Below are 26,818 nucleotides of genomic sequence, written 5' to 3' on the forward strand. Positions count from 1 at the left end.
CGATGAGCTTTGGTCCAGCGCGTGCCTTTTCTCAGGCACGAGTCAGTTCGACGGTCTGACTTATTTCACTAGATAACGACAAGCCCTTCCCGATCTTTAATGAGGGGAAACGTGATGACAATTGCGCAAACGTTTGCCAGTCGTACTGGCAAAGCTGGGTGTGCTTTGCCGGACTTATTATTCTTTTGCCGTGGCTTTTTTTAGCGTGAGGCGATCGCCGGTTTAGCCCTTCGTCGCACCGAACGTCAAGCCGGCGACAAAGTGTTTTTGCATCGCAAAGAACATTGCCACCGAAGGCAGCGCAGCGAGAATGGAGCCTGCGGAAACGAGGTTCCAGGCAGTCGTCCATTGACCCTTCAATGCAGCAACGCCGACTGTGATCGGCGCGGCATCGTCGCCTTGCGTCAGACACAGCGCCCAGAAGTAATCGTTCCAGACAAAGGTGAAAACCAGGATCGCCAGCGCGGCGAGCGCGGGCCGTATCAGTGGAAGCACGATTTTGAAGAACACGGTCCACTCGTTTGCGCCTTCGATGCGCGCGGCCTCGACAAGTTCGAACGGCAACTGCTTGATGAAGTTGCGCAAGAAAAGCGCGCAAAACCCGGTCTGAAACGAAACATGAAAGAGGATCAGTGCGCTAACCGTATTGAACACGCCGAGTTGCAACGACAGGTCGCGCACCGGAATCATCAGCACCTGCACGGGGACGAAGTTGCCCGCGACAAAGGTGGCGAATAGCGAGGAATTGCCGCGAAAGCGATAGATGGCGAGCGCGAAGCCCGCCATCGCCGCAAGTGCGATCGAGCCGATTACCGCAGGCACGGTAATGAGTACGCTATTCCAGAAGTAATGCAGCATCGGCGAAGTGGTGAGCGCCTCGCGATAGTTGTCGAATAGCGCGAAGTGTTTGGGCCAGCCCCAATAGTTGCCCTCGCTGAGTTCTTCCGTCGACCGCACTGAGGTAACGAGCACGGCGATCATCGGCAGAAGCCAGATCAGCAGTGCAATCGGCAAGGTGAGTTTGTAGACGCGGCGCGTGGCCGGTTTCCATTTGTCGATGGGAATTGGAAACATGGTCGCTCCTTATTGCTCGGTGCGCAGCATGCGCCGCAAGTGATAAACGATATACACCAGCATGATGCCGAACAGCACGACGGCCACTGCCGCCGAATAACCAATGCGGTAGTACTTGATCGCCTGGTCGTACATGTAATAGGCGAGTACCGTCGAGCTTTCGAACGGACCGCCGCCTGTCATCACCGAGATCAAATCGAAACTGCGCAATGCGCCGATGATCGTGACGACGATTGCCATGAACGTAGTAGGTCGCAATTGCGGAAGTATCACGTGCCACAGCATCGACCAGCCGCGTGCGCCTTCCATGCGCGCGGCCTCTATCTGCTCGGCATTGAGCGATGTGAGTCCGGTCAGATAGAGAATCATGCAATAGGCGGTTTGCGGCCACAGTGCCGCGAATACGATGCCGAAAGTCGCGTAGCGCGGATCGCCGAGTACCGGCACGCCGTGGCCGAGAATCAGCGCGAGCAGGCCGAATGTCGGATCGTAGAACCACGAGAAGATCAGTCCGACGACGACGCCGGACAAGACGAACGGTGCAAAGAACAGCGATTTGACGATACGGATACCGGCCACTGCCTGATTCAGGTAGAGCGCGACGGCGAGTCCCATCGGCGGGGCGAGGAGGAATAGCAGCAACCAGATGACGTTGTTCTTCAGCGCCGTATAGAACGTTTGCGCGTTGAACAGCTCGACGTAATTGGCGAGGCCGACGAAAGTCGGCTCGGTCATGCCGTCCCAGTTGAAGAAGCTCAGGCGTATTGTCGAGAGAATCGGCCAGATCACATAAATGGCCACCATCACGCAGGCCGGCGCGAGAAACAGAAAGGCCGCGCGCCGTTGGCGCCTTGCAGTGGGCGAAGGACGGCGGCCGCGCGTGCGGACATTCGGCGCGCGGTCACGCGATGCGGGCAGCGCGGAGCCGCCCGGCTGAACGGGTCCGTCCACGGTGTGACGGGTGACGGAATGCGACAAAGTGATTCTCCTGTCGGTGGGAGTTGGTGCTTTAGCACCTACTCTCACCCCATGCAAAGCTGTCGATCAGAGTTAGCGCTTTAGCGCTTACTCTGGTCCCATGCAAAGCTGTCGGTGGGAGTTGGTGCTTTAGCTGTCGATCCGGAGTTCGCGCTTTAGCGCGTTACTCCGGTCCCATGCAAAGCACCTACTCCTACCCATGAAAAGCTGTCGACCAGAGTTAGCGCTTTAGCTGTCGATCCGGAGTTCGCGCTTTAGCGCGTTACTCCGGTCCCATGCAAAGCTCTTACTCCCACCCCATACAAAGCTGTCGACGCGTGTTATCGGCCAAGCAAAAACACCAAGGCGGCCGCCCGACCGCCCCCTTCCCTACTTCTTATAAATCCGCTTCCGCGTCTGCTCCAACTGCGCGAGCACACTATCAAGCTTCGACGGATCGGAAATGAACTGCTGCATGCCCTTCATGCCTTCATCGGCCATTTCCTTCGTCATGTCGCGATCATAGAACTGCGCAATGCCGCCCTTCGTATTCGCAAGAATCTGGAAGCCGATCTTCGAAATCGGATCTTCCGGCTCCGGTGACTTGCTGTTCGCCGACAACGATCCAAGCCCCGTGGCGAGCTTCGCGCCGATTTCCGGCGTCTCGACAAAGGCGAGGAACGTATGCGCATCCGCCTTGTTCTTCGCTTTCGACGGAATATGCAGCGATTCGACCGGACCATCTTCCGCAGTCGGCACGTTAGCGTCGATGATCGGGAACTGGAAGTAGCCCATTTGAGGCTTCACGTTCGCCGGAAAACCCGCGGTAATGAACGTGCCCATCAGCATCATCGCGGCTTTGCCCTGGAACAGGAACGGCTGCACCGAATCGAGATCGTAAGAGAGCGAGTTGTCGATGAAATAGCCGGCGTCGATCAACTGCTTCCACGTCGTATAAACCTTCTTCACACGCGGATCGGTGTACGCAATCTCGCCCGCCATCAACTTCTGGTGGAATGCGTTGCCGTTCACGCGCAGATCCAGATAATCGAACCAGCCGGCGAGCGTCCACGAATCGCGGCCCGCAACGGCAATCGGCGCAATGCCGGCTGCCTTCAACTTCTTGCAGTCGTCGAGAAACTGCTCCCACGTTTTCGGCTCACCGGAAATGCCGGCCTTCTGAAACAGATCCTTGCGATAGAACATGCCCCACGAGTAGTACACCGTGGGCGCCGCATATTGCTTGCCCTTATACGACGAGGCTTCTTTCGTCGACGCATACATGTCGTTCCAGCCGTTCTTCGCCCAATCGCCGCTCAGGTCTTCAAAGAGGCCGCGCTGCGCGTAATAGGCCATGCGTTCGCCGTCATGCCAGTTCACGATGTCGGGCGCGACCGTGGAGAGCCAGCCGGGCAACTGCACCTTGTAGGCTTCTTCGTCGATAAACGATACCTTCACGTCAATGCCAGGATGCGCCTTCTTGAAGTCGTCGACCACCGACTGCCACACCGCGCGCTGGCTCGCGCCCTTGAACGCGATGTTCGCAGTCAGCGTGCCGGCCTGCGCAGTACTGACAACGGACGTTCCGAGCGCAGCCGCAGCGAGCGCGAGTGTCAGCAGAACCTTGCGTGGTTTCATTTTCATGCTACCTGTCTCCTTTATTCCTTGATTTTGCGTCGTTGTCGTTACTGCATGGAATTCCGGCTTGCCAATCGTCCCGTTACCCGAACCGGTCATTTCGATCTATACGCTGCCACGCCCTGTGGTTCGACTGCGCGCGAACCGATAATGAACGCGTCGTCTGCCACATCGGCGATGGTGTGTGCGCAATCGCCGTAGTTGAACACATAGGTCAGCGCACCACGCCGGCTGATGCGTACGCTTTCGCCGAGCGGCATCGTTTGAATGCCTGCCTGCTGTGCGATTTGCGCAAAGAGCCGAACCGTCAGCGCGTCGTCGAACAGGCTTGCAAAGTAATGAAATGCGCCGCTTCGCACATATGCCGGGTGGCCGTCCGCGAAATGCGCGAGCACGTCGAACGAATTCGTGCCATTGCTTTCGATGAAATCGCGCCAGTGACGCGCGACGCCATCCTCAGCATCCGCGTTCTGTGTGCCGAGAAGACGCACAGGTTCGGTCACATTGGGCCGCATCGATTCGACGCGCCATACTCGCAACGGCAATACATCAGCGAGCGGGCCTGGCGGAAGATTCGCCGGGATCTGCAAGTCCTGAGTCTTCGAACCGGTACGTGGGCCGAGCACCACTTGCGCGCCCGACTTCGCGAGGCGCGCGGCAAGATCAGCGGACACGACCGGCAACGGCGGCACGACGATCAGACTGTAGCCGTCCAGCGATGCATCGACCGGCACCACATCCACATCGAGACCTAGTGCGCGCAATGCCGAGTAGTACTCGAATGCAAAGCGCGGATAGTGAAAGTCCGCACCCTGCGGATGAATCTCGAAGAGCCACTTCGCCTCATAGTCGTAGACGAGCGCGACCTTTGAACGAATCGCGGCGTCGGCGTCGGCGTTCGCCGCGAGTACAGTGCCGATTTCCTCGGCCACGCGCGCGGCCTCGCTACCGCCCACGTCGAGGCGGTTATCCGGCGTATTCAGACCCGCATGCATCTGCTCCTGCGCAAACGGCGCCTGACGCCAGCGGAAATACGACACGCAACCCGCGCCATGCGCAAACGCCTCCCAACTCCACAAACGCACCATGCCAGGCAGCGGCGCGGGATTCCACATCGCCCAGTTCACTGGACCCGGCTGCTGCTCCATCACCCAGAACGGCAGCTTCGACATGCCGCGGTACACGTCGTGATTGAACGACGCAAAGTCGGGATGACCGCTGCGCAGCCAGCGCGCTTTCACGTCCGGCGCAAACCATTGCTCTTCGAGTGCGCCGAGCGGATAGCTGTCCCACGCGGCAACGTCGAGATCGGCGGCAACATTGTAGTGATCGAACTCGGTGAAGAGCTGCATGAAGTTGTGCGCAATCGGCCGCCCCGGCGAATGCGCGCGAATGATCTCGACCTGCATGCGGTTATAGCGCGCGACTTCATCGGAAGCGAAGCGCCGGTAATCGAGCCGATGCGAAGGATGCGCTTCGGTCACGGTGGCGACCGGTGCGTCGATCTCGTCGAAACTGCGGTATTCCATGCTCCAGAACACGGTGCCCCACGCGCGGTTCAATGCGTCGACAGTTTGATAGCGCGCTTTCAGCCACTCGCGAAAACGCTCCACTGCCGCGGGCGAATAACTGACCACGGTGTGATGGCAACCGAACTCGTTATCGGTCTGCCAGTAACGAACGGCCGGGTGCTTGCCATAACGCTCGGCAATTGCAGTGCAAATCTTCTGCGACGCCGCGAAATACGACGGCGACGAAAAGTCATAGTGACGACGCGAACCGAACGCGCGCGGCCGGCCATCGGCGCCAATCGGCAAGATGTCCGGATGACGGTCGATCAGCCACTTCGGCGGCGTCGCGGTCGGCGTGCACATTACAACCTGCAGACCGGCCGCGCCGAGTACTTCGATCGCGCGATCGAGCCACGCCCAATCGTATTCGCCGGGCGTCGGTTCAATGCGGCTCCATGCGAACTCGGCTATTCGCACCTGTTCGATGCCGAGTGCTTTCATCCGGCGCGCGTCGTCTTCCCACATCGACTCTGGCCAGTGTTCCGGGTAGTAGCAGACTCCAAGGCGCATCCGAATGTCCTTTATGCGTAGTGTTCGACGGATTCCAGCGAAGCGGCGGCAAAGCCGTCTTCGGTAAACAAATGCGTGGCGTGGCGCGGCACACGCAAATGCGCGCGATCGCCCGGCGCGAGATGCGTGTCGCCCGGCGCCTTTGCGATCAGCGTGAAGCCGCCTGGCTGATCGAGATGCACGTAGCTGTGTTCGCCGAGTTGTTCGACGAGCGAGACGGTGCGTGTGAGCACCGCTTCGTCCTGAAGCGAAGACGTATCGATGAATTCAAGGTGCTCCGGACGCACGCCAAGCGTCACCGGTTGGGCGACCTGGAGCGCGGCGCCATCCACGGGCACGCGTACGTTTTCGAGCGTCGTGTCGAGCGTCACGATTACGCCTTGCGCGTCGACGGAAGCAACACGTCCCGGCAAAAAGTTCATGCGTGGAGAACCGATAAAGCCGGCCACAAAGCGGCTTTTCGGACGGTGATACAACTCGAGCGGCGCGCCGATTTGCGCGATGCTGCCGTAGCGCTCCGTATCTTTGCCCGCATGCAGCAACACGATCTTGTCCGCGAGCGTCATCGCTTCGATCTGATCGTGCGTGACATACACCACGCTCGCCTTCGCAAACTGCTTATGCAGCCGCGCGATTTCAATGCGAGTCTGACCGCGCAGTGTTGCGTCGAGATTGGAAAGCGGTTCGTCGAACAGAAACACGCCGGGCTGGCGCACGATTGCGCGGCCAATTGCAACGCGTTGACGCTGACCGCCCGAGAGTGCTTTCGGCCTGCGTTCGAGCAGTGCTTCGAGTTGCAAAATGCGCGCGGCTTCGCGTACCTTGCGGTCGATTTCTTCCTTGGGAGTTTTGGCGAGCTTCAATCCGAAGGCCATGTTCTCGAACACGGTCATATGCGGAAAGAGCGCATAGCTCTGAAACACCATCGCGACGCCGCGCTGTGCGGCCGGCACGTCGTTCATGATCTTTCCACCGATCGACAAGTCGCCGTCGGTGAGATCTTCGAGCCCCGCGATCATACGCAGCAAGGTCGACTTGCCGCAGCCCGAGGGGCCGAGAAAAACGCAGAATTCGTTCTCGCCGATTTCCAGATCGACGTCGCGAATCACCGGCGCGCCGTCGCCATACGCTTTCTGTACGCCTCTTAACGAAATGCTCGCCATCGCATCGACTCCGTGATTTAATCGGCTCGACGACGGAGATTAAGCGCTTAATCAGCAAGACCTAAAAAATCGATCGCATGCGATCGCCGGTCCTTGCCTGTCTCCATGTCGTTTTGTCTGTGCGACAGATGGTGCCGTGCCTTGCGCTTTGATGCAAATGCCGGGTAACCATCCCAAATAATGACGATCTATGCCCACACTCAGTGAAGTCGCGCGCCACGCGGGCGTGACGCCCGCCACCGTTTCGAACGTGCTGCGCAATCGCGGCCGCGTCGGCGAGGCGACGCGTCAGCGCGTACTTAAAGCCGTCGATGCCCTCGGTTATCGCCCGCATCTTGCCGCTCGCGCGCTGGCCGAAGGCCGCGCGCCGACGCTCGCGTTGATGGTGTCGAGCATCGCCAATCCGTTCTATCCGGAGTTCGCGCTCGCCGTCGAACGCGCGGCGCGTACGAGCGGCCACTTCGTCATCATTTGCAATACTAACGAAGATCCGGTGACGGGCCGCGCCTACCTCGATCAGATTGCCGGCACGCTGTCCGAGGGCGTGCTGGTGACGAACGCGAACCTCGAACTCGCCGACCTTCATGTGACCGAATCGCGCGGTACGCCCGTGGTTTTATGCGTGTGGGAGCGGCCCGACGATCCGCCGGGCTTGCCATGCGTCGCGGTCGACTTTCGTCTGGCCGGCGAGCTTGCCGGCAAACATCTGCTCGAGTTGGGACATCGGCGGATAGGCGCGATTGTCGGGAGCAAGGCGTCCGGCGTTCACGCAACGCGCTACGAAGGTTTCGTCGATGCACTGCGCGCGGCCGGCATGCGCAGGAACCGCGTCCGACATGCAGCGGATACGATCCACGGTGGCTACACGGCGGCGCGCGCGTTGCTCGAAGCCGACCCGCAACTCACTGCGATCTTCGCGACCAACGACCTGCCGGCGCTCGGCGCGATGCATGCCGCCGCGGACCTGGGCCTCGCGGTGCCCGGGGATTTGTCGGTTGTCGGCATCACCGATATTCAACTCGCTCGCGAATCGCGGCCCGCGTTGACCACGGTCGCGGTGCCGACCGTCGAAGTGGCCGGACTCGCGGTGTCGCTGCTGCGCGAGTTGATCGAGTCGTCGTATGGACAAAAGGCACGCGGCAAAACGAAAGTGCCGATGCGCGTTTCGTCCGCGCCGCAACTCGTGGTGCGAGCGTCGAGCGGCACGCCGCGCTCGCGTTGATTTTCCCCTCGCACCGCTGCAAACGGAGCGAAGCATGCGCGGCTTTTAGTCGCTAACGCATGCCTTTTAGCTTTCAGACAACTTTCACCGCAGCCAGGACTTTCCCCAATCGGCGTCACTCGACGCTGCATCGCATCACCGCCGGAGAGCCCGACCCCGTATGACTTTGCGCGCCTAGACGTGACTCGCCGCACTCTCACCCCCGCTCACGAGATTCCTTGACGCGCTCGTTCGCGCCTGCTGTACTAAATCAACCAAAGTGATTTAGGCGGCTTCTTCCGACCTCACATCACGGTTCGAATCAGCCGCCGTTCGGGTTGCGCCGCGCAGCGTTCGCATGTGCAACCGCCGGCAGTTCAAACGTCGTTGCCAATAACTGGAGGAGCGTCCCATGAATCTGAATTCCCGCAGGCTTCCTGTCGCCAGGAAAATCGTCTCCATGTGCGTCGCGGCGTCGGCGGTCTGGTGCACGAGCGCGAGCCAGGCAGCCGACCAGCCGGTCGTCGGCCTCATCACGAAGACCGACACGAACCCGTTTTTCGTGAAGATGAAGCAAGGCGCGGAAGCGGCTGCGTCGAAAGACGGCGCGAAGCTGATTACCGCCGCAGGCCGCTTCGACGGCGATAACGCGAGCCAGGTGACCGCGATCGAAAACATGATGACGGCCGGCGCGAAAGCGATTCTGATCACGCCGAGCGACACGAAAGCGATCGTGCCGAGCATCAAGAAAGCGCGCGCGGCCGGCGTGATGGTGGTCGCGCTCGACACGCCGACCGATCCGCAGGACGCCACCGACGCCCTCTTCGCCACCGACAACTTCAAGGCCGGCGTGCTGATCGGCAAGTACGCGAAAGCCGCGTTGAACGGCAAGCCCGCGAAGATCGCCACGCTCGATCTCGCGCCAGGCGTGTCGGTCGGCGTGCTGCGTCATAACGGATTTCTCGAAGGCTTCGGCGTGAAGGAAGGCGACGCGTCGATCGTGTGCAGCCAGGACACGCGCGGCGATCAGGCGAAAGGCCAGACCGCGATGGAGAACTGCTTGCAGAAAGCGCCGGACATCAACGTGGTTTACACGATCAACGAGCCGGCAGCCGCGGGCGCGTATCGCGCGTTGAAAGCGGCGGGCAAGGACAAGAGCGTGATGATCGTCTCCATCGACGGCGGCTGTGAAGGCGTGCGCAACGTGAAGGCCGGATCGATTGCCGCGACCTCGCAACAGTATCCGTTGAAGATGGCCTCGCTCGGCGTGACGGCGGGCGTCGACTACGCCAAGACCGGCAAGAAGGTCACGGGCTATCAGGACACGGGCGTGACGTTGATCACCGACAAGCCGATGTCCGGCATCGACAGCAAGGACACGAAGTTCGGTGTCGACAACTGCTGGGGCAACAAGTAACGCGCACTGCACGGCGGCCCACGTAACGGGCCGCCGAACGATTCGCCGCGCGGCGCCTGCCGCGCTCATGTCTCGAGGTCATCCATCATGTCGACTCCCTCCGCGCCCGCGGGCCATCCGCGCCATTTCTCCGACCGTCTGCCGTCGCTCGCCGAAGTCGGGCCGCTCATCGCGCTCGTGCTGGCTTGTGCATTCTTCATTTCGCAAAGCAGCCGGTTCCTGTCGTTCCAGAACCTCTCGCTGATTCTTCAGCAGACGATGGTCGTCGCCGTCATCGCAATCGGTCAGACGCTGATCGTGCTGACCGGCGGCATCGATCTCTCATGCGGGATGGTGATGGCGTTCGGCTCCATCATCATGACGAAGTTCGCGGTCACGCTCGGCCTGCCGCCGGCCGTCGCGATTCTTTGCGGTATCGCCGCGAGCACATTGTTCGGCGTGCTCAATGGCGTGCTGATCACGCGCATCAAACTGCCCGCGTTCATCGTCACGCTCGGCACGCTGAACATTGCGTTCGCGCTCACGCAGATCTATTCGAATGCGGAAAGCGTGTCGAATCTGCCCGACGCGATCATGTTCTTCGGCAACACGTTCAAGCTCGGTCCCGCCGATGTCACGTACGGCACGGTCCTCACGCTGCTCATGTATCTGGCCACATGGTTCGTGCTGCGCGACACGGTTCCTGGGCGGCACCTGTATGCGCTCGGCAATAACGCCGAGGCCGCGCGGCTGATGGGCTTGTCGTCGCAGAAGATCCTGCTCACCGTGTACACATTGGCGGGCGCGATCTATGGCGTCGCGGCGCTGCTGTCTGTATCGCGTACCGGCGTGGGCGATCCGCAAGCGGGGCAAACGGAGAATCTCGACAGCATTACCGCGGTGGTGCTCGGCGGCACGAGTCTTTTCGGCGGACGCGGTTCGATTTCCGGCACGCTGCTCGGCGCGCTGATTGTCGGCGTGTTTCGAAACGGCCTGACACTGATCGGCGTTTCTTCGGTCTACCAGGTATTGATCACCGGCATGCTGGTGATTCTCGCGGTGGCCGCGGACAAACTTTCTCATCGCCGCGGTTAAGCACAGCACCGCCAACATCTTGCATGCAGGTCCGGACCGACAGGAGCCCGTGATGTCGACAACTACTTCCGCTTCTTCCCCGCTGCCCGTTTTACAGGCGCGTGGGCTCGTCAAACGTTATGGCAATGTGACCGCGCTCGACGGCTGCGATTTCGAGGTGCTGCCCGGCGAAATTCTCGCGGTGATCGGCGATAACGGCGCAGGCAAATCGTCGTTGATCAAGGCGCTGTCCGGCGCGACCGTGCCCGACGAAGGCGAGATTCTGCTCGACGGCAAGCCCGTCAAATTCCGCAGCCCGCTCGATGCACGCGCGCAAGGCATCGAAACGGTCTATCAGGAACTCGCGGTCGCGCCCGCGATGAGCATCGCCGAAAATCTCTTTCTCGCGCGCGAATTGGTGAAGCCCGGCTGGCGCGGCTCGATCTTCAAGATGATCGACAAGCGCCGCATGCTGGAGGAAGCGACTGCGCATATGAAAGACCTGCAAATCGGCATTCGTTCGATGCGCCAGGCCGTCGAAACACTGTCGGGCGGTCAGCGCCAGGGCGTCGCGGTCGCGCGCAGTGCGGCATTCGCGCGGCACGTCGTGATTCTCGACGAGCCCACCGCCGCGCTCGGCGTGAAGGAAGGCAACATGGTGCTCGAACTGATTCGCCGTGTGCGCGACCGCGGGCTGCCGGTGATTCTCATCAGCCACAACATGCCGCACGTATTCGAAGTCGCGGACCGCATTCATATTCAGCGGCTCGGCCGGCGCGCCGCGCTCGTCAATACGAAAGACGTGCACATGTCCGAGGCCGTTGCAATCATGACGGGCGCGAAAGAAGCCGACGTCAAGGCGATTGCATGATGCAGTCACTTCGCTGAGGGGCTCATCGTCATGGATACCACGGGCATGCGCCCGCCCCTCAAACGCACGGTCGGCTCAAACCAGGTCGGCATGCGGCAATTCAACGAACGCATCGTGCTGCAGGCGATCCGCCTGCACGGGCCGCTGCCGAAAGCCGACGTGGGCCGCCTGACGCGTCTTTCGATGCAGACGGTGTCGATGATCGTCGACCGTTTGATCGACGACGGTCTGCTGGAAAAGCAGGCGCGCGTGCGTGGCAGGATCGGGCAGCCGTCGGTGCCGATTGCGTTGCGTGCGGACGGTGCCTATACGATCGGCATCAAGGTCGGGCGCCGCAGCCTCGACGTGCTGGCGATGGATTTCGCCGGCCGCGTTGTGTGCCGCGACGTGTTCGAGTATCCGTATCCCGATCCGCGCACGCTGTTTCCAGCGCTTGAAACAAGGCTCACTCGCGTGAATCAGACGCTCGGCGCGAGCGCGAGCAAAGTGGTCGGCGTGGGCGTGGCCGCGCCGTTATGGCTCGGCGGCTGGCGCGATCTGCTCGGCGCGCCGCCCGACGCGCTGGATGCGCTCGATGCATGGCACGAGATCGACTTGCGCGCGCGCATCGCGACCATGACGGGCCTGCCGGTGGAATTCTCGAAGGACACCACCGCCGCCTGTGCCGCCGAACTCGTGATGGGCCAAGGGCGCGGCATCCACAATTTTTTGTATCTGTTCGTGGGCACGTTCATCGGCGGCGGACTCGTAATCGACGGCCGCTTGCATGGCGGACCGCACGACAACGCGGGCGCGGTCGGCTCCATTCCGCTGCGCGAAGGCAGCGCGCGCAAGCCGGCCAGGCAACTGCTGCACGCGGCATCGGGCTTCGTGCTCGAACGCCTGTTGAGTGAAGCGGGCAAGCCGGCTGCGGCCGCGCACGATCATCGCGCGTTATCGCCGGATATGTGGCGGCATACCGAGGAATGGCTCGATAGCGCGTGCCCCGCGATTGCCAACGCGCTCACGAATGCGGCAGCGCTGCTCGATCTCGAAGCAGTGGTGATCGACGGTGAACTCGACCGGCAAATGGTGCGCGAAATCATTCGCCGCACGGAGCGCGTGCTCGATCGATTCGAGTGGGAAGGAATGGTGCGTCCGCAACTATTGGAAGGCGCAATCGGCGCCGACGCGCGTGCGATGGGCGGCGCAATACTGCCGCTCTACGCGCACTTCGCGCCGGTGCATGAACTCTTTCTCAAGCCGGCGACCGAGCCCGCTTATTGATTTGCAGCGACGCGTTCAGTTCATTGCGCCGCGACTCTCTTCACCGAGACCGAAGCGGTCTTTGCGGGCGCGGACTCGAGCAACGGTTGCAGCGCGGGCGCCATCGACTTCAGCAATTGCACGGAAAGCGCACTCGTGAACTCGTAGCGTGCGGCATACGGTTCGTGTACCCACGCAGTCAGCGTGCCGTAAAAGCGGTCGCCGATAGCGAACACGAACGTCGCGCTGCGATTCACCTTGCGCGATTCGATGAGGCGCGCGCCTTTGGCAAATACGTTGAAGCGCTGATCGCCGGTGCCGGTCTTGCCGTAAACTTCCATAGTCCGGCCGTCGGGGAACGTGATGCCTTGCGCGAGACGCCGCGCCGTGCCGCCCGTCACCACATCGCGCAACATGCCTTTTACCGTTCCCGCTATTTCCGGCGAAAGCTGCTGTTGCGGCGCGGTTGCCGCGCGGCGGAAATGCGTTTCGTATGGCGTGTCTTTCGCGAAGTCCAGTTGCGTGATGCTTTCGGTCGGCACCTTGTTGCCGTCGTTCGCAATCAGGCCGATCAGTTGCGCGAGCGCGGCGGGCCTGTCACCCGACGCGCCGATTGCCGCTGCATACGAAGGCGTCAGCGTCTCGAACGGATAGCCGAGCGCCTGCCACGATTTGCCGATGGCTTCGTAGGCGCGCAATTCGACCATGCGTTTGATGCGGCGATCCTGCGTCGCGTGGTAACGCGTTTTGAAGAGCCACGAATAGGTCTGCAAACGCACGTCGCCGCTTGCGTTCTGAATTTGGTTGAGCGTGGCGTTCGGATGCTCGCGCAGATAATTGAGCGTCCACAACTCCAGCGGATGCACGCTCGCGATATAGCCGCGGTCATTCAGATTGAAGCGGTCGATTCCGTATTTGGCGTAGAGCTTTGCGAGGTCTTCATCGTCGAGTATCGAGGCGGCCGGCGTGTTTCTCAGCGCAGCGCGCATCTTCTCGTTGAACCACGCGTTGGACTCGTCGGGCGCGACGCTGCGCAATACGGTCGCGACTTTCGGCGGCGATTTGCGCACGCCGAGCAGCAACAAAGCGAGCGCCTGGTCGCGCGTCTTGCCGTGATACTTCGTATAGAACCGGTGCATGTATACGCGGCTTTCCTGGTCGGCGAAACGCGTCAGATACATCTTGCGAATCGCGGGATCGTTTAGCCACTGCGACGAAGGCCCGGTCGTCTGCACCATCTCATAGTGAACGATGTCGCGCATCATCCGCACGAACACGAGATTCACCGAATGCTGGAACGCGCGACGAACCGTGAGAATGCGGCTGTTGTCGTCGGAATCGAAATTGTTGAAGCTCTGCGCGCCGCCGCCTGTATAGAACGTTTCGCCGGGACTCGCCGAGTATTTGCGTTCGACGGCTGCATCGAGCATGGGTTGCAATGAGCGGTCACGTGTATGCGACAAGTAGTCGAGCGCCCAGCGCGTCAATTGATCGTTTGGATCGGGCTTGATGGCTTTCAGCTCCGTCGCGCTGAGAGCGGCGTAACGGCCATGCAGTTGAGACACGATCTGCAAATACGTCACCATGGTGCGCAGTTTCGCGGTGGAACCGAGATTGAGCCGCGCGCCGGAATTGATGTCGAACGGCTGGTTCACGCTGTCCGTTTGCACTCGCACGAGGTTCGCGCCGTCGCGCCGCTCGAATAGTGTGAAGCTGTAGGCGATTTTCGACGGATCGTCGGACGCGCGCAGCATTTCGAAACCGACGAGACCCGCGGCCTTCGCGCCCTCGCGTGTGGCGGCGGCGGCAAGCCTCTCGCTCACGGCCTGTTGCACGGCATTGTTGAGCGTGCCCGTGGCTTGCAGGTCGAGCCGGTCAAGTTCGTAGAAGCTCGGAATGCCGAGCGCCGCGAGCAGGTTCGAGCGCATCGACGTGACGGCCTTGCGCGACACGAACGAGCCCGTGTTCTGAGCGGGTTTTGGCGCGCGGTGCAACTGCACGTTCGTCGACAGCGCCGCATCGCGCAGCGCGGCGGAAATCACGCCGCCACTCGCGAGCAAGCGCAAATAGCTGTCCGTCAGCCGCTCGAGTTCCGGATAGCCGCGATGCAGGAAATACGACGGCGCGCGCTGCGCGATCATCAACGACAGTACTTCGCGGAAGGCTTCTCCTTGCGCCGCCAAATTCTCTTCACTTGAAGGCGCGGCGAGTATGCGGTTCACGTCCGCGAAATCGCGGCCGTACCACGCGGCGAGCCCGTCGCCCATGCCGTTGATTTCGCCGATGCCAGGCTGCGCGGCCAACGGCACCGAATTCAGGTAATGCACGACGATCTGCTGACGTGCGGGCATCGTTTGCGGGCCGTTCAGATAGGCACGCACAGAAGCGGATGCAATCTGCCGCAGCTTTTCCGGCGGCGTTGCAGTGCGGCCGCCAGCCGAGTGGCGGAATTTCTCGATCTGCGTGGCGAGCGTGCTGCCGCCAGGCGTCGGCTGATGATGATTGAATACGCGCGCGCCCTGATCGGCCAGCGCGCGGCTAAAGCGTCCCCAGTCGATCGCCGGGTTACGGTTTGGCTGATTCGGATCGAGCAGATAGCGGTCTTCGATAAAGAGCAGCGAATTGACTATGACGGGCGGAATCGCCTCGAAGCTCGCATAGGCACGGCCTGGAAAATTCGCGCTGAAAAGCGCTGCGCCGGTGCCGTCGAAGAGTTGCAAACCGGCCTGGTCTTTCTCGGCATACGGCAGAAAAAGACTTCTGTCCGCGAGCGAAAGCATGCGTTCCGAATCGCGCGCCTGCGCGGTGATTTCGAAGCCGCGTTGCAGCAGGCGCTGCTGGATGGACGGCAGCAACGCGTAACCCAGGCGCGTGTCGTAAGGGCCTTTATCGGTTTCGGGGAAGCGAATGGAATGACTGGGGCCGTCGTCGACCGTGAAACCGACGTCGCGGGTCAGTTCGGACAGATAGTGCGCTTGCAGCCGGGACGTTTCTATTTCGAGCTGGCATAAGCGTGCAAGCCACGCCAAGCCCAGCAACAACGCCGCCGCCAGCGCCCATTTGATCCACTTGCGCACCGGGCTGGTGCCGGTGGCGCGAAGCGGAAACCGAACCGATGGCCGATTCATGACTGCTCTCCCCGAACGGGCGCCAGGCTCGTAAATCCGGCACCCTTTAAGGAGTTTAGCTCGGACGCCGACACGCAATTGGTTCGGATAAACCCCCAGTGTCGCGGCTACAACACCCGCTGCGGCGACATAGCAAAGTGCGAATTACCGTGCGATATTTAACGTCTGCGCGATGTCGGCCGCGAGTGGGTGTGTCAGTCGAAAAAACCGCTTGTTCAGGCGGCTTTTCGTTTCGTGGCGGGTGCGCGCTTTGGCTTTGGCTTCTGCATGTCCGGCTCGTCGCGCATCTTCATGTGCTGCCGCAGCAATTCGACAAAGCGTTCCGCTGGCGGCGACAGCACGCCGCCTTTGCGCGTCACGACACCGAAAGTCTGCGAAGGCGATTTCAGTTTGACCGGCACCGCGCGCAGCATTTTTTGCCGAATGAACATCTCGGCGATGGCAGTCGGCAACAACGACACGAGATCCGCGCGGCTTTGCAATAGCGCGACGGTCACAAAAGTCGATGCCGTCGAGATCGGGTTATCCGGCATTGTGAGCCCCGCCAGATCCATCTCGCGTTCGAGCAGCGCGTGCAACGGCATATGCGACGGATACATCACCCAACGATGATCGGCCAGATCGCCGAGCTTCACTTCCTTTCTCGGCAACGGCGGATGACCATAGCCCACCACCACCGATAACGGCTCATCCGCAAGCGGACGATACTGGTATTTCGATGGATCGGCTGCCACGGCGGCGCGGCCGATCATGAGATCGAGGCGGCCGTCGTCGAGTTGCGCGAGCATGCGCGCGCTCGTGTCCTCCACCACTTCTATCGACAGGTTCGGATGTCCCGCGTGCAGCCGATTCACGGCGGGAATCACGCACTGCGGAATCGCGCCCATGATCGCACCGATCGCGAGGCGCCCGCCGCGCCCCGAGCGTATTTCAGCCACGTCCTGACATAACGCGGTGAGGTCCGTCGCGACGAGGCGCGCATGGCGGATCACGCAATGCCCGAGCTGATTCGGAATCATGCCGCTTTTCGAACGCTCGAAAAGCGGCGCCTCGAACATCGACTCGAGTTCCTGCAACGCTTTGCTCGCGGCAGATTGCGTCATCGACATGAGGCCGGCCGCTTTATGCAGCGATTTCTGGTCGTCCAGCGCGATCAGCAATTGCAACTGCTTCATGCGCAATTTGCCGAGCAGAACGTTCAACGTGTTTTTCATGAAAGCCGCGGTGAGTCGTAAAAGCGATCACAGGATGGAAACAATTCAATATACCCGGCCGCCGCAGCGCCGTATAGTCGGCGGTGGAGACATCGACACTGCCGTGCCCTACCACTTCTAAAAGGCGCCTGAATCATGAGCCAAACCACCCATGCCGCCGCGATGCGCGGCGTCTTTCCTGTTGCTCCCACCATTTTCGACGACGCCGGCCGGCTCGATCTGGAAGGCCAGAAGCGCTGCATCGATTTCATGATCGACGCGGGTTCGAACGGCCTGTGCATTCTGGCGAACTTCTCCGAACAGTTCGCGCTTTCGGACGACGAACGCAACACGTTGATGCACGTCGTGCTCGATCACGTGGCGGGCCGCGTGCCGGTGATCGTCACGACCACGCATTTCAGCTCGCATCAATGCGCGGAGCGCAGCCGCCGCGCGCAAGAGGCCGGCGCCGCGATGGTGATGGTCATGCCGCCTTATCACGGCGCGACGATCCGCATCGGCGAGCGCGGCATAGAAGAGTTTTACCGCACGGTGTCCGATGCGATCGACATTCCGATCATGATCCAGGACGCGCCCGTTAGCGGCACGCCGCTGTCCGCGCCGTTTCTCGCGCGCATCGCCCGCGAAATCGAGCACGTGTCTTACTTCAAGATCGAAGTGCCGCAAGCCGCCAACAAGCTGCGCGAACTCATCCAGTTGGGCGGCGATGCAATCGTGGGTCCGTGGGACGGCGAGGAAGCCATTACGCTGATGGCCGATCTCGATGCGGGCGCAACGGGTTCGATGACAGGCGGCGGCTATGCGGACGGCATTCGTCTGATCGTCGACGCGTACGCTGCCGGCGATACGGAAGCCGCCGCCGCGCATTATCAGCGGTGGCTGCCGCTCATCAACTACGAAAACCGCCAGGGTGGCCTCGCATCGTGCAAGGCGTTGATGAAGGAAGGCGGCGTGATTCGCTCGGACGCGGTGCGTCATCCGTTGCCGGCGATGCATCCCGCGACGCGCGAAGGACTTCTCAAGATCGCGCGGCGGCTCGATCCGCTGGTATTGCGCTGGGGCCAATAAAGCGCGGCCGTGTCTTGCGGCAAGTGAGCGGCTAAGCGGCTGGACGCGGACACGCGAATGCCGCTACGCTAGCCGCCATGGACAACTTTTACGAAGCGACTGTCGCTCGCCCCTCTGCTTACGCGCCGCTCGCCGGACGCCACAGTGTCGACGTTTGCATCGTCGGCGGCGGGCTTGCGGGACTCTCGACGGCATTGGGGCTGGCTGAACGCGGCGTCGCGAATGTCGCCGTGCTCGAAGCGCGGCAAGTCGGCTTCGGCGCATCTGGGCGCAACGGCGGCTTCGTTTTCGGCGGCTATAGCCTCGACTGTGCCGATCTGCTGAAAACGCTAGGCGCGGTTCGCGCGCGCGAGCTTTACGCGCTTACGACCGACGCCGTCGATCTGATGCGAGCCCGCATCGCGCGCTATCGCATCGATTGTGACGCAACCGACGTCGGCGTGATTCTCGCCAACTGGTTCGACGAACCGGCGCGTCTCGACGCGCAACGGCGCCTGATGCGCGATTCGTTCGGCGTCGATTGGGAACCGCTGACGGCAGACCAGCTTGCCTCGCAATTGAAGACCCGCCGTTATCACGGCGGTCTCTTCGAGCGCAATGCGTTTCACTTTCATCCGCTGAAATACGTGCTCGGCGTAGCGAATGCCGCGGCCAATGCGGGCGTGCGGATACACGAGCAGTCGCCTGTCGTGCGTTTGCAGCGCGAGGGCGCGGGCTTTATCGTGCATACGCCGCAAGGCGCAATCGACGCGCGGCACGTCGTGATGGCGGGCGGCGGCTACGCGCGCAACGTCCATGCGAAAGTCGAGCGCGCGGTGCTGCCCATTGCGACCTATGTGATGGCGACCGAGCCGCTCGGCGCGCGTCTGCAAGATGCAATCGATACGCGCGCGGCCGTCTACGACACGCGCTTCGCATTCGACTACTACCGGCCGTTGCCCGATACGCGCATTCTGTGGGGCGGACGCATCTCGGTGCGAGATCGCGCGCCTGAAGTCATCGCGCGATTATTGCGGCGCGATCTGCTAAAGGTGTATCCGCAACTACATGACGTGCGCATCGACTACGCGTGGGGCGGACTGATGAGCTACGCGCGTCACAAGATGCCGCAAATCGGCCGCGGCGCGGACGGCGTCTGGCACGCGGTCGGCTTCGGCGGACACGGCATGGCGCCGACCACCGTCTCCGGCGAATTGCTGGCCGCAGCCATTGCGGGCGAGCGCCCGGTGCCCGAAGCGTTCGCCGCGTTCGGTCTGACGCCCGCATATGGCGCGCTCGGACTCGCTGCCGCGCAGTTGACCTACACCGCGATGCAAACGCGCGATGCGCTCGCCGCGCGCCGCCGGCTATCGCGACGCCCACACTAAAGGCGGCCGGCGCGTGGACTGCATTCAAGCCGTCTCGAGCGGGCTCGATGCAACGCGCGATGCAACGCTCGACACGCTTGAACCTCGCGTCGGCGCGGGTTTTCGCCATGCTAGAATGCGCCGTCACCGCCGCTCGAATAGACAATGAAAAAGGGAAGCAAGGCCGCCGGGCCCGATATCAACGGCATCCCGTCCGACGCGACGCAGAAGGACGCGCGGCGTAGCGATGTCCGCCGCAAGTACGATCCCGAACAAACCAAACGCAATATCCTCGACGTCGCGACGCAGGAGTTCTCCGCGATGGGACTGACGGGTGCGCGCGTCGATGCGATCGCGGAGCGCACCAACACCACCAAGCGCATGCTGTACTACTACTTCGGCAGCAAGGAAGGGTTGTATCAGGCGGTGCTCGAAAAGGTGTATGGCGACATTCGCGCGCTCGAACAGGATCTGCATGTCAGTGAACTCGACCCCGTGGAAGGCATGCGCGCGCTGGTCGAATTCACGTTCGACTATCACGACCGCCAGCGCGACTTCGTGCGCCTCGTGACGATAGAAAACATTAACGGCGCGAAGTATGTCGAGCAGGTGAAGAGCTTTAAAGGCCGCAACGTCACCGTCATTCACACGATAGAAGATCTGCTTGCGCGCGGTATCGCGGCGGGCAAATTCCGCAATGACGTCGATGCAATCGATCTGCATCTGCTGATCAGTTCGCTGTGCTTTCATCGCGTCGGCAATCGTCATACGTTCGGCACAGCGTTTGGCCGCGATCCGTCGCATCCGAGGTTGCGCGCGCGTCATCGCGCGATGATCGTCGACGCTGTGTTGCGTTTCGTGCGTAAGGAAGATTGAAGCGAAGGTTGAAGCGCGTCGCTCGCAAATGCAAAACGGGACGTGGCTTGCGCCACGTCCCGTTTTTTATCGCGCTTGAGTTTGCGTTTGCAACTGCGTTTGCACTCAAACAACCGCTCAGTCCACCAGCACAATCCGCTTGATGTCGCCGACAATAAAGATGTACGACAGCGCGCCAATCAGCGCCACGATGCCGATAAACACGAGCGCGCCGACAAACGATCCCGTCGCCGCGACGATAAAGCCGACCACGAGCGGCGTCACGATGCCGGCCAGATTCGCGGCGAAGTTGAAGATGCCGCCCGTCACGCCGAGCAGTCCTTCGGGCGCGATATCGGACACCAGCGTCCAGCCGAGCGCCGCCATGCCTTGCGCAAAGAACGCCACCGACAGGATCGCGATCACCGCGACGTTGCTCTCCACGTAGTTGGCGAGAATGATCGTCGACGCGAGCAACAAGCCGGCGATGATCGGCAGTTTGCGCGCGACGTTCGCCGACTTGCCGCGACGCAGCAGCCAGTCGGAAAAGAGCCCGCCGAACATCACGCCGATCGACGCCGCAATGAACGGCATGATCGCGAAGAAGCCGATTTTCAGCCAGCCCATATGACGTTCGGTCGCGAGGTAAGTCGGGAACCAGGTGAGAAAGAACACGAGCGTCGAGTTGCCGGCGAACTGGCCCAGACAGATGCCCGTCAATTGACGATGCTTCAGCAAGCGGCCAATGGTGCGCCATTCGAAGCCGCTTTTCGCGGGCGCCGCGGCAGAGGCGGCGCTGCTATGCCGCTGCGTGAGACCGCCGCCTGCTTCGATATAGTCGAGTTCGGCCTGATTCGCCGACGGATGATCGCGCGGTTCGCGATACAGCAGCCACCAGATGCCGCCGAACACGATGCCCACGCCGCCCACCACATAAAAGAGCGAACGCCAGCCGAATGCGCCCATCAGCATGAACAGGAACGGGCTGAAAAACGCGAGCCCGATATATTCGCCGACGGTGTAGGTGCCCGTCGCCATCGCGCGTTCGCTTTGCGGGAACCACGTCGCAACGACGCGGCTATTGGTCGGAAAGCACGGCGCTTCGGAGACGCCGAGACCGAGGCGGAATACGAACAGGCCCGCGATGCCATGCACGAGTCCTTGCGCGAGCGTGCATAAGGACCAGAAGGTCATCGACAGAAAGTAAGTCAGCTTGCTGCCGAAACGGTCGAGAAAAAGCCCGCCTGGAATCTGCGAAGCGACGTAGCTCCACGAGAACACCGAGAACAGCAGGCCCATCATCGCGGCGTTGATGCCCAACTCTTTCGTCAACTGCGGCGCGGCAATGCCGAGCACTGTGCGGTCGAGATAGTTGATCATCGTGCCGACGGCGAGCAGTCCGAGTATCTGATAACGCGCATTCGAGCGGCGCGCCGTGCTCGTGCTCATTTTCGTATTTGCGCCGGACTGTTGATTGGCGTCGGATGGACTGGATTGAATCGGTTGTGGCATAGGTGGTCGTCTCCTCAAACTATTTAGGTATCCGTCATTTACCGGCGTGCGCGACCGGTTAGCGTTCCAGCAGTGACTGGAAATGCGTATAGACGCGCTCGGCATCCGGTTCGAGCCCGGTGAAAATACGCATCGCGTCGACTGCCTGATACACCGCCATGCCGCCGCCCGACAATGTGCGGCAGCCGAGCGCTTCCGCGGCCTGCAGCAGCGCGGTGCGAATCGGGAAGTAGACGATGTCGGCGACCCACAAGTCGCGATGCAGCAATTCGGCGGGCAACGGCAGGCCCGGCAGCTTCGCCATGCCGGTGGGCGTCGCGTGAATCAGGCCGTTGGCGGTGGCGAGCGTCTCGCCGAGGGATGTGCCGGCAGTGACCGTGCGATCGGCGAAGCGCTTCTGCAATTCGGCGGCAAGCGATTCGGCGCGCACGGGATCGACGTCGAACAGCGTGAGCGTTTGCGCGCCCATTGCGAGCGCCGCATGCGCGACGGCCGCGCCTGCGCCGCCTGCACCGAGTTGCACGACGCGTTCGAGCGACACGTCAGGCAAGCCGCGTTGAAAAGCGCGCGCAAAACCGGACCAGTCCGTGTTGTGGCCGATGCGTTTGCCGTCCTTGAAAAGCACGGTGTTCACGGCGCCGAGCGCGCGTGCATCGTCGGACAATTCGTCGAGCAGCGGAATCACAGCCTGCTTGCATGGATACGTGATGTTCAGCCCGTTGTAGCCCATGCGTTCGGCGGCAATCAGCAGATCGGGCAGCGCCGAAATGTCCAGCTTCAACGCTTCGAGGTCGATGCGGCGATACACGTAATGCAAGCCGAGCTTGCTGCCTTCCTCCTCGTGCATGGCGGGGCTCAGCGAGCCGCTGATCCCCGCGCCGATTAATCCGACCAGATATGAATTGGCGCTGGCCTGCGCGTTCGTTTGTGCATTCATTGGCGTAGTCATTTCGCCGCCCTATTCTTAAGGATGGTGACCATGCGCTCGAGCGCGAGCACATAGCCTTGCGTGCCGCAACCGACGATGATCGCGTCCGCCACCGCCGACACATACGAGTGGTGACGGAACGCTTCGCGCCGATGCACGTTCGATATGTGTACTTCGATGACGGGCTTTTCGATGGCGGTGAGCGCGTCGGCAATCGCGACGGACGTGTGCGTGTACGCAGCCGGATTGATGACAATGCCGTCGACCTTCGTGCGCGCAGCGTGCAGCCAGTCGATCAGTTGATGCTCGGCGTTCGACTGGCAGAAATCGATGGACAGATCGAGGCGCTCTCCCGCATCGCGGCAAAGCCGGGCGACGTCGTCGAGCGTCTCGGAACCGTAGATAGCCGGCTCGCGTGTGCCGAGCAGGTTGAGATTCGGTCCATTGAGGACCAGTACTGACGCAAAGCTCATAGTCGTCTCCAGCGGGTAGAACAGGAAGCGCAGAGCCGCGGGCTCGCAACGCTTCTCAACGTATGGCGAAGTGTGCGCGCATTCAGCCGTGTCCGTCATTCGGGGTTTATACGAATTTGTACCATCTAGTTAGTTTGTATAGACTGTCGGAAAATGCGCTTATTCTGGGAAATTCTGGCCTGCGTCTTGCTCACAAAGTAACGAACCAGGCCATTTGACGCATCGCAACATCGCTGCGAAGAGCCTGCGCCGTAGCCACAGCGCGCGATCGCGATAAGCCGTCTGACCGTTTTTGCAGGAGCTGTTCATGCAACGTTCGATTGCCACCGTGTCGATCAGCGGCACCCTCGTCGAGAAGCTGACCGCGATCCACGCGGCCGGCTTCGAGGGCGTCGAGATTTTCGAAAACGATCTGCTGTATTTCGACGGTTCGCCCGCCGACGTACGGCGCATCGCCGAAGATCTGGGCCTGAAAATCATGCTGTTTCAGCCGTTCCGCGATTTCGACGGCGTGAGCGCGGAGCGTCTCGCGCGCAATCTCGATCGGGCAAAACGCAAATTCGACGTGATGCACGAACTGGGCACGGATCGCATTCTGGTGTGCAGCAACGTGCAGCCCGACACCCTCTGCGACGATGCGCTGATGACCGACCAGCTCGGCGCGCTCGCGCAGGCGGCCGAGGCGGCCGGCGTGATCGCCGGTTATGAAGCGCTCGCGTGGGGCCGACACGTGAAGACGTACCGGCATGCGTGGAAGCTCGTGAACGCGGTGAACCATCCCAATCTCGGACTTGTGCTCGACAGTTTTCATACGCTGTCGCTTGGCGATACCGTCGACGGCATCGCCGACATTCCGGGCGAGCGCATCGCTTTCGTGCAGATCGCCGACGCGCCCAAGCTCGCAATGGACGTGCTCGAATGGAGCCGCCACTACCGCTGCTTTCCGGGTCAGGGCGATTTCGACGTCGCGAGCTTCACGGCGCAAGTCGTGAAAGCGGGCTACAAGGGGCCGCTTTCGCTGGAAATTTTCAACGATGGCTTTCGTGCCGCGCCGACCACGATCACCGCCGCGGACGGGCATCGTTCGCTGCTGTTTCTCGAGGAGCAGACGCGTGCGTTGCTGGACAGCGAGCGGCAACCGGCCGGTGAGCTCTATGAGTCGCCGGCCGCGCCCGCGCACGTCGGCTATCAGTTCCTCGAATTCGCCGTGGATCACACCACGCGCGCGCATCTCGCCGACTGGCTCGGCAAACTGCGCTTTCGCCAGGCGGGCCAGCATCGTTCGAAAGACGTGACGCTTTATCAGCATGGCGCCGCTTCGATCGTGCTGAACGCGGAGCCCGATTCGTTCGCTAATGCGTTCTTTCAGCAGCATGGTTTGTCGCTGTGCGCGTCGGCGTTTCGCGTCGACGATGCGCATCAGGCATTCGAGCGCGCCGCCGGCTTCGGCTATGCGCCGTTCTCCGGCCAGATCGGCCCGTACGAACGCGTGCTGCCTGCCGTGCAGGCGCCGGACGGCAGCCTCAATTACTTCGTCGACGAAACACCTGACCAGCCGACGCTGTTCGAAGCCGATTTCGTTCTGACGGACATCAACGGTCCGGCGGAAGTGGGGCCGCTCAGCCGTATCGATCACGTGTGCCTTGCCGTGCCGGCGAATTCGCTCGATACGTGGGTGCTGTTTCTGCGCACCGCGTTTGGCTTTCAGGCGGAGCCCGGCGTGCTCGTGCCCGATCCGTATGGCCTCGTGCGCAGCCGCGCGCTGCGCAGCCGCGACGGCTCGGTTCGCGTGGTGCTGAATGCGTCGGTGGATCACCATACTGCGGTCGCCGAGGCGCTGCATACCTATCACGGCTCGGGTCTGAATCATGTCGCGTTCAGCACGGGCGACATCTTCAGCGCGATTCCCGAATTCGTCGCCGATGGCTTGCCGGTGCTGCGCATCCCGCGTAATTACTACGACGATCTGGCCGCTCGCTACGCATTGCCGGACGAGATGCTCGATGCGCTGCGCGAGCACAACATCCTGTATGACCGCGATGAGCGCGGCGGCGAATTTTTCCACGCCTATACGGAACAGCTCGATCAGCGCTTCTTCATGGAGATCGTCGAGCGGCGCGGCGGTTATGACGGCTACGGCGCCGGCAACGCGGCGGTGCGGCTCGCAGCGCAGGCGCAGCGGCGGAGATAGGCGGCGCTCAGCGTTGGCGTGTCGGCTTGTTGGCGTCTTTGCTTTTCGCCGCCGCTACGGGTTCGCAACCGCGCAAAGCAACGCGGCAGGCACGCGCCGTGCGGATCGGCTAGAAGCGGGCTCTCGCCCGATATAATGCAGCCTGATTCGCGGTCCAAGCCGTGCGGCTGCATCGCCGGTCATGTCAGCGGCGGTGTCCGCAGCGTGAGCCCGAGCCCGCTCGTCGCGGGCTTGCGCCCGCACTCACCGCCCGCCGAACGAAACGCCAGGAGAGATATGAAGAAGTTTGCCGTAGTCCTGTCAGTTCCCCTCCTTTTCAGCGCTTGCGCCTATTTCCAGAAGAATCCGGACGCCGGCGAGCCGGTCACGGACACCACCACGCAGCGCTCGGTCAACGACGTCGTCGCTTGCCTCACGCAACTCGCGACGAACCACAACGCCGCTTTCAAATCCACGTCGATCCCGCAAGGACAGATGCTCGACTTCGGCGATTCGAACATCGTCAAGGTGCGCAGCGACAATGGTGCGACAACGTACCGCTTCTACGCGGGCAAGCGCCACGTCAATAATCTGTGGATCGAAACCGCGGGGAAAACCTGCGCGCCGTAAGTCACGCAAGCACAGCAGAAAGCAATCGAAAGCCCGGTCGTTAAGGGTTGGTAAGCTGCGCCGCTGCCATCTTCGTGTCACGGTGTTACAGGACAATGGTTCTTAAGAACCGTTTAAGACTTCGTCCCCATCATGCCTCGGACACTACCGCACGAGGTGCGCACCATGAACCAGCCCGAACAAAATACCAACGACAACGCGCCGCCGGCGAAGCGTCCCACCATCCTGCGCCGCCTGCTGAGCCATCACGAACTGGCGACGCTGCTGCTCCTGCTGCACGCGCCGATCGACGCGTCCGCGAAACCCGAGATTCCGCAACTGCACGAAGCCGGTCTGATCGAAACGATTTCGAACGATGCCGGCGGCTCGCGCATCCGTTTGACGTCCGAGGGCAATGCCGTGCTGCGCGGACTCGGTGTTAAGTAACGCTACGCCTGCACACCTGCGCTTGCCACGGTTACGCTTGCCACACGCCGTACCCCGCTTCACGCAGTCCAATCGCCAATTCGACTTCCATGTCCTGTGCGCCGCGATAGGGCATCGGATTGAACACTTCGTATAACTCGCGCACGAGGCGCAAGCCGTAGTCGCGCACGTAGCGATTCGCCTGAATGCCGGCCTTGTGCCGGTCGAAGCGCAGATCGGGATCGAGCCCGGTCATCCCCACATACACGCAGGGCTTGTCGAACCGGTAGTCCGGATTCGCGCGGCGAAAGCGCGGCTCGTTCCAGACGGTGTCGTCGAGCAAGACGACGTACACGTAATAGTGATGCTTGCGGCGAACCATAAGCCAG

At 61.6% G+C, this 26,818-nt stretch carries 22 protein-coding genes; 11 read left to right on the forward strand and 11 right to left on the reverse strand.

The genetic code is table 11. The features are described from left to right. Positions 1-222: 222 nt before the first annotated feature. The 5 genes from AB6809_RS00920 to AB6809_RS00940 all read right to left on the reverse strand — a co-directional run bounded on the left by AB6809_RS00920 (position 223) and on the right by AB6809_RS00940 (position 6,913). Positions 223-1,074 carry a carbohydrate ABC transporter permease gene (locus AB6809_RS00920; RefSeq protein WP_006049896.1) on the reverse strand — a complete coding sequence of 284 codons (852 nt, stop codon included), beginning with the start codon at positions 1,072-1,074 and terminating at the stop codon, positions 223-225. Positions 1,075-1,083: 9 nt separating this feature from the next. Continuing rightward, on the reverse strand, positions 1,084-2,052 hold the full coding sequence (locus tag AB6809_RS00925; RefSeq protein WP_029970155.1) for a carbohydrate ABC transporter permease: 969 nt from the start codon (positions 2,050-2,052) through the stop codon (positions 1,084-1,086). A gap of 369 nt (positions 2,053-2,421) precedes the next feature. Beyond that, on the reverse strand, positions 2,422-3,675 hold the full coding sequence (locus AB6809_RS00930; RefSeq protein ID WP_029970154.1) for an ABC transporter substrate-binding protein: 1,254 nt from the start codon (positions 3,673-3,675) through the stop codon (positions 2,422-2,424). An 89-nt stretch (positions 3,676-3,764) separates the two neighbouring features. Then, positions 3,765-5,750, reverse strand: coding sequence for a beta-galactosidase (locus tag AB6809_RS00935; RefSeq protein ID WP_371025941.1), 1,986 nt, complete (start codon positions 5,748-5,750; stop codon positions 3,765-3,767). Between the two features lie 11 nt (positions 5,751-5,761). Beyond that, positions 5,762-6,913: an ABC transporter ATP-binding protein gene (locus AB6809_RS00940; RefSeq protein WP_371025942.1), complete on the reverse strand. Its 1,152-nt coding sequence runs from the start codon at positions 6,911-6,913 to the stop codon at positions 5,762-5,764. A gap of 190 nt (positions 6,914-7,103) precedes the next feature. Between AB6809_RS00940 and AB6809_RS00945 the strand changes: the two genes are divergently transcribed. The 5 genes from AB6809_RS00945 (at position 7,104) to AB6809_RS00965 (ending at position 12,721) form a co-directional block, all read left to right on the forward strand. Then, positions 7,104-8,135 (forward strand): LacI family DNA-binding transcriptional regulator, encoded by a 1,032-nt coding sequence (locus AB6809_RS00945; protein WP_371025943.1) that lies wholly within the window; start codon positions 7,104-7,106, stop codon positions 8,133-8,135. 391 nt (positions 8,136-8,526) lie between these two features. Further along, positions 8,527-9,531 (forward strand): sugar ABC transporter substrate-binding protein, encoded by a 1,005-nt coding sequence (locus AB6809_RS00950; protein ID WP_053860103.1) that lies wholly within the window; start codon positions 8,527-8,529, stop codon positions 9,529-9,531. 87 nt (positions 9,532-9,618) lie between these two features. Further along, positions 9,619-10,605, forward strand: a complete 987-nt coding sequence (locus AB6809_RS00955; RefSeq protein ID WP_006049903.1) for an ABC transporter permease — start codon at positions 9,619-9,621, stop codon at positions 10,603-10,605. Between the two features lie 52 nt (positions 10,606-10,657). Continuing rightward, positions 10,658-11,455 carry an ATP-binding cassette domain-containing protein gene (locus AB6809_RS00960; protein WP_006049904.1) on the forward strand — a complete coding sequence of 266 codons (798 nt, stop codon included), beginning with the start codon at positions 10,658-10,660 and terminating at the stop codon, positions 11,453-11,455. A 30-nt stretch (positions 11,456-11,485) separates the two neighbouring features. Next, the gene (locus AB6809_RS00965) at positions 11,486-12,721 is read left to right on the forward strand and encodes an ROK family transcriptional regulator (protein ID WP_192699786.1); all 1,236 of its coding nucleotides are present in this window, start codon (positions 11,486-11,488) and stop codon (positions 12,719-12,721) included. Between the two features lie 20 nt (positions 12,722-12,741). On the opposite strand, the gene AB6809_RS00970 is transcribed toward AB6809_RS00965, so the two are convergent. Next, positions 12,742-15,828 carry a transglycosylase domain-containing protein gene (locus AB6809_RS00970; protein WP_371025944.1) on the reverse strand — a complete coding sequence of 1,029 codons (3,087 nt, stop codon included), beginning with the start codon at positions 15,826-15,828 and terminating at the stop codon, positions 12,742-12,744. A gap of 215 nt (positions 15,829-16,043) precedes the next feature. Then, a complete protein-coding gene (locus AB6809_RS00975) occupies positions 16,044-17,042 on the reverse strand; it encodes a LysR family transcriptional regulator (protein WP_029970144.1) in 999 nt (332 codons plus the stop codon). A 135-nt stretch (positions 17,043-17,177) separates the two neighbouring features. Here AB6809_RS00975 and AB6809_RS00980 point away from each other — a divergent pair, with 135 nt between their 5' ends. The 3 genes from AB6809_RS00980 (at position 17,178) to AB6809_RS00990 (ending at position 20,332) form a co-directional block, all read left to right on the forward strand. Further along, positions 17,178-18,110 carry a dihydrodipicolinate synthase family protein gene (locus AB6809_RS00980; RefSeq protein ID WP_371025945.1) on the forward strand — a complete coding sequence of 311 codons (933 nt, stop codon included), beginning with the start codon at positions 17,178-17,180 and terminating at the stop codon, positions 18,108-18,110. A gap of 77 nt (positions 18,111-18,187) precedes the next feature. Next, positions 18,188-19,477, forward strand: a complete 1,290-nt coding sequence (locus AB6809_RS00985) for an FAD-binding oxidoreductase (RefSeq protein WP_029970141.1) — start codon at positions 18,188-18,190, stop codon at positions 19,475-19,477. A 144-nt stretch (positions 19,478-19,621) separates the two neighbouring features. Then, positions 19,622-20,332 (forward strand): TetR/AcrR family transcriptional regulator, encoded by a 711-nt coding sequence (locus tag AB6809_RS00990; RefSeq protein WP_029970140.1) that lies wholly within the window; start codon positions 19,622-19,624, stop codon positions 20,330-20,332. Positions 20,333-20,449: 117 nt separating this feature from the next. Here the strand turns inward: AB6809_RS00990 and AB6809_RS00995 are convergent, their stop codons facing one another. From AB6809_RS00995 to aroQ, 3 genes are read right to left on the reverse strand one after another with little or no spacing between them, the layout of a single operon-like run. Continuing rightward, positions 20,450-21,823: an MFS transporter gene (locus AB6809_RS00995; RefSeq protein WP_006052718.1), complete on the reverse strand. Its 1,374-nt coding sequence runs from the start codon at positions 21,821-21,823 to the stop codon at positions 20,450-20,452. A gap of 58 nt (positions 21,824-21,881) precedes the next feature. Further along, positions 21,882-22,760 (reverse strand): shikimate dehydrogenase, encoded by an 879-nt coding sequence (locus AB6809_RS01000; protein WP_149029236.1) that lies wholly within the window; start codon positions 22,758-22,760, stop codon positions 21,882-21,884. 8 nt (positions 22,761-22,768) lie between these two features. Further along, complete coding sequence (gene aroQ / locus AB6809_RS01005) at positions 22,769-23,224, reverse strand: type II 3-dehydroquinate dehydratase (protein ID WP_006052720.1); 456 nt, start codon at positions 23,222-23,224, stop codon at positions 22,769-22,771. Between the two features lie 307 nt (positions 23,225-23,531). Here aroQ and AB6809_RS01010 point away from each other — a divergent pair, with 307 nt between their 5' ends. From AB6809_RS01010 to AB6809_RS01020, 3 genes are all read left to right on the forward strand, one after another. After that, positions 23,532-25,415 carry a bifunctional sugar phosphate isomerase/epimerase/4-hydroxyphenylpyruvate dioxygenase family protein gene (locus tag AB6809_RS01010; RefSeq protein WP_371025946.1) on the forward strand — a complete coding sequence of 628 codons (1,884 nt, stop codon included), beginning with the start codon at positions 23,532-23,534 and terminating at the stop codon, positions 25,413-25,415. 276 nt (positions 25,416-25,691) lie between these two features. Beyond that, on the forward strand, positions 25,692-26,024 hold the full coding sequence (locus tag AB6809_RS01015; protein WP_114157611.1) for a hypothetical protein: 333 nt from the start codon (positions 25,692-25,694) through the stop codon (positions 26,022-26,024). A gap of 165 nt (positions 26,025-26,189) precedes the next feature. Continuing rightward, positions 26,190-26,450 (forward strand): hypothetical protein, encoded by a 261-nt coding sequence (locus tag AB6809_RS01020; RefSeq protein WP_371025947.1) that lies wholly within the window; start codon positions 26,190-26,192, stop codon positions 26,448-26,450. Positions 26,451-26,481: 31 nt separating this feature from the next. On the opposite strand, the gene AB6809_RS01025 is transcribed toward AB6809_RS01020, so the two are convergent. Next, complete coding sequence (locus tag AB6809_RS01025; RefSeq protein WP_371025948.1) at positions 26,482-26,811, reverse strand: hypothetical protein; 330 nt, start codon at positions 26,809-26,811, stop codon at positions 26,482-26,484. Positions 26,812-26,818: the final 7 nt, after the last annotated feature.

Source organism: Paraburkholderia sp. RCC_158, from assembly GCF_041355255.1.
Classification (GTDB): Bacteria; Pseudomonadota; Gammaproteobacteria; order Burkholderiales; family Burkholderiaceae; genus Paraburkholderia; species Paraburkholderia graminis.

Excerpts from the sequence above, each read along its gene's own strand:
- AB6809_RS00920 (WP_006049896.1), bottom strand. The coding sequence starts at position 1,074 with ATGTTTCCAATTCCCATCGACAAATGGAAACCGGCCACGCGCCGCGTC.
- AB6809_RS00930 (WP_029970154.1), bottom strand. The coding sequence starts at position 3,675 with ATGAAAATGAAACCACGCAAGGTTCTGCTGACACTCGCGCTCGCTGCG.
- AB6809_RS00935 (WP_371025941.1), bottom strand. The coding sequence starts at position 5,750 with ATGCGCCTTGGAGTCTGCTACTACCCGGAACACTGGCCAGAGTCGATG.
- AB6809_RS00940 (WP_371025942.1), bottom strand. The coding sequence starts at position 6,913 with ATGGCGAGCATTTCGTTAAGAGGCGTACAGAAAGCGTATGGCGACGGC.
- AB6809_RS00945 (WP_371025943.1), top strand. The coding sequence starts at position 7,104 with ATGCCCACACTCAGTGAAGTCGCGCGCCACGCGGGCGTGACGCCCGCC.
- AB6809_RS00950 (WP_053860103.1), top strand. The coding sequence starts at position 8,527 with ATGAATCTGAATTCCCGCAGGCTTCCTGTCGCCAGGAAAATCGTCTCC.
- AB6809_RS00955 (WP_006049903.1), top strand. The coding sequence starts at position 9,619 with ATGTCGACTCCCTCCGCGCCCGCGGGCCATCCGCGCCATTTCTCCGAC.
- AB6809_RS00960 (WP_006049904.1), top strand. The coding sequence starts at position 10,658 with ATGTCGACAACTACTTCCGCTTCTTCCCCGCTGCCCGTTTTACAGGCG.
- AB6809_RS00965 (WP_192699786.1), top strand. The coding sequence starts at position 11,486 with ATGGATACCACGGGCATGCGCCCGCCCCTCAAACGCACGGTCGGCTCA.
- AB6809_RS00970 (WP_371025944.1), bottom strand. The coding sequence starts at position 15,828 with ATGAATCGGCCATCGGTTCGGTTTCCGCTTCGCGCCACCGGCACCAGC.
- AB6809_RS00975 (WP_029970144.1), bottom strand. The coding sequence starts at position 17,042 with ATGAAAAACACGTTGAACGTTCTGCTCGGCAAATTGCGCATGAAGCAG.
- AB6809_RS00980 (WP_371025945.1), top strand. The coding sequence starts at position 17,178 with ATGAGCCAAACCACCCATGCCGCCGCGATGCGCGGCGTCTTTCCTGTT.
- AB6809_RS00985 (WP_029970141.1), top strand. The coding sequence starts at position 18,188 with ATGGACAACTTTTACGAAGCGACTGTCGCTCGCCCCTCTGCTTACGCG.
- AB6809_RS00990 (WP_029970140.1), top strand. The coding sequence starts at position 19,622 with ATGAAAAAGGGAAGCAAGGCCGCCGGGCCCGATATCAACGGCATCCCG.
- AB6809_RS00995 (WP_006052718.1), bottom strand. The coding sequence starts at position 21,823 with ATGCCACAACCGATTCAATCCAGTCCATCCGACGCCAATCAACAGTCC.
- AB6809_RS01000 (WP_149029236.1), bottom strand. The coding sequence starts at position 22,760 with ATGAATGCACAAACGAACGCGCAGGCCAGCGCCAATTCATATCTGGTC.
- aroQ (WP_006052720.1), bottom strand. The coding sequence starts at position 23,224 with ATGAGCTTTGCGTCAGTACTGGTCCTCAATGGACCGAATCTCAACCTG.
- AB6809_RS01010 (WP_371025946.1), top strand. The coding sequence starts at position 23,532 with ATGCAACGTTCGATTGCCACCGTGTCGATCAGCGGCACCCTCGTCGAG.
- AB6809_RS01015 (WP_114157611.1), top strand. The coding sequence starts at position 25,692 with ATGAAGAAGTTTGCCGTAGTCCTGTCAGTTCCCCTCCTTTTCAGCGCT.
- AB6809_RS01020 (WP_371025947.1), top strand. The coding sequence starts at position 26,190 with ATGAACCAGCCCGAACAAAATACCAACGACAACGCGCCGCCGGCGAAG.
- AB6809_RS01025 (WP_371025948.1), bottom strand. The coding sequence starts at position 26,811 with ATGGTTCGCCGCAAGCATCACTATTACGTGTACGTCGTCTTGCTCGAC.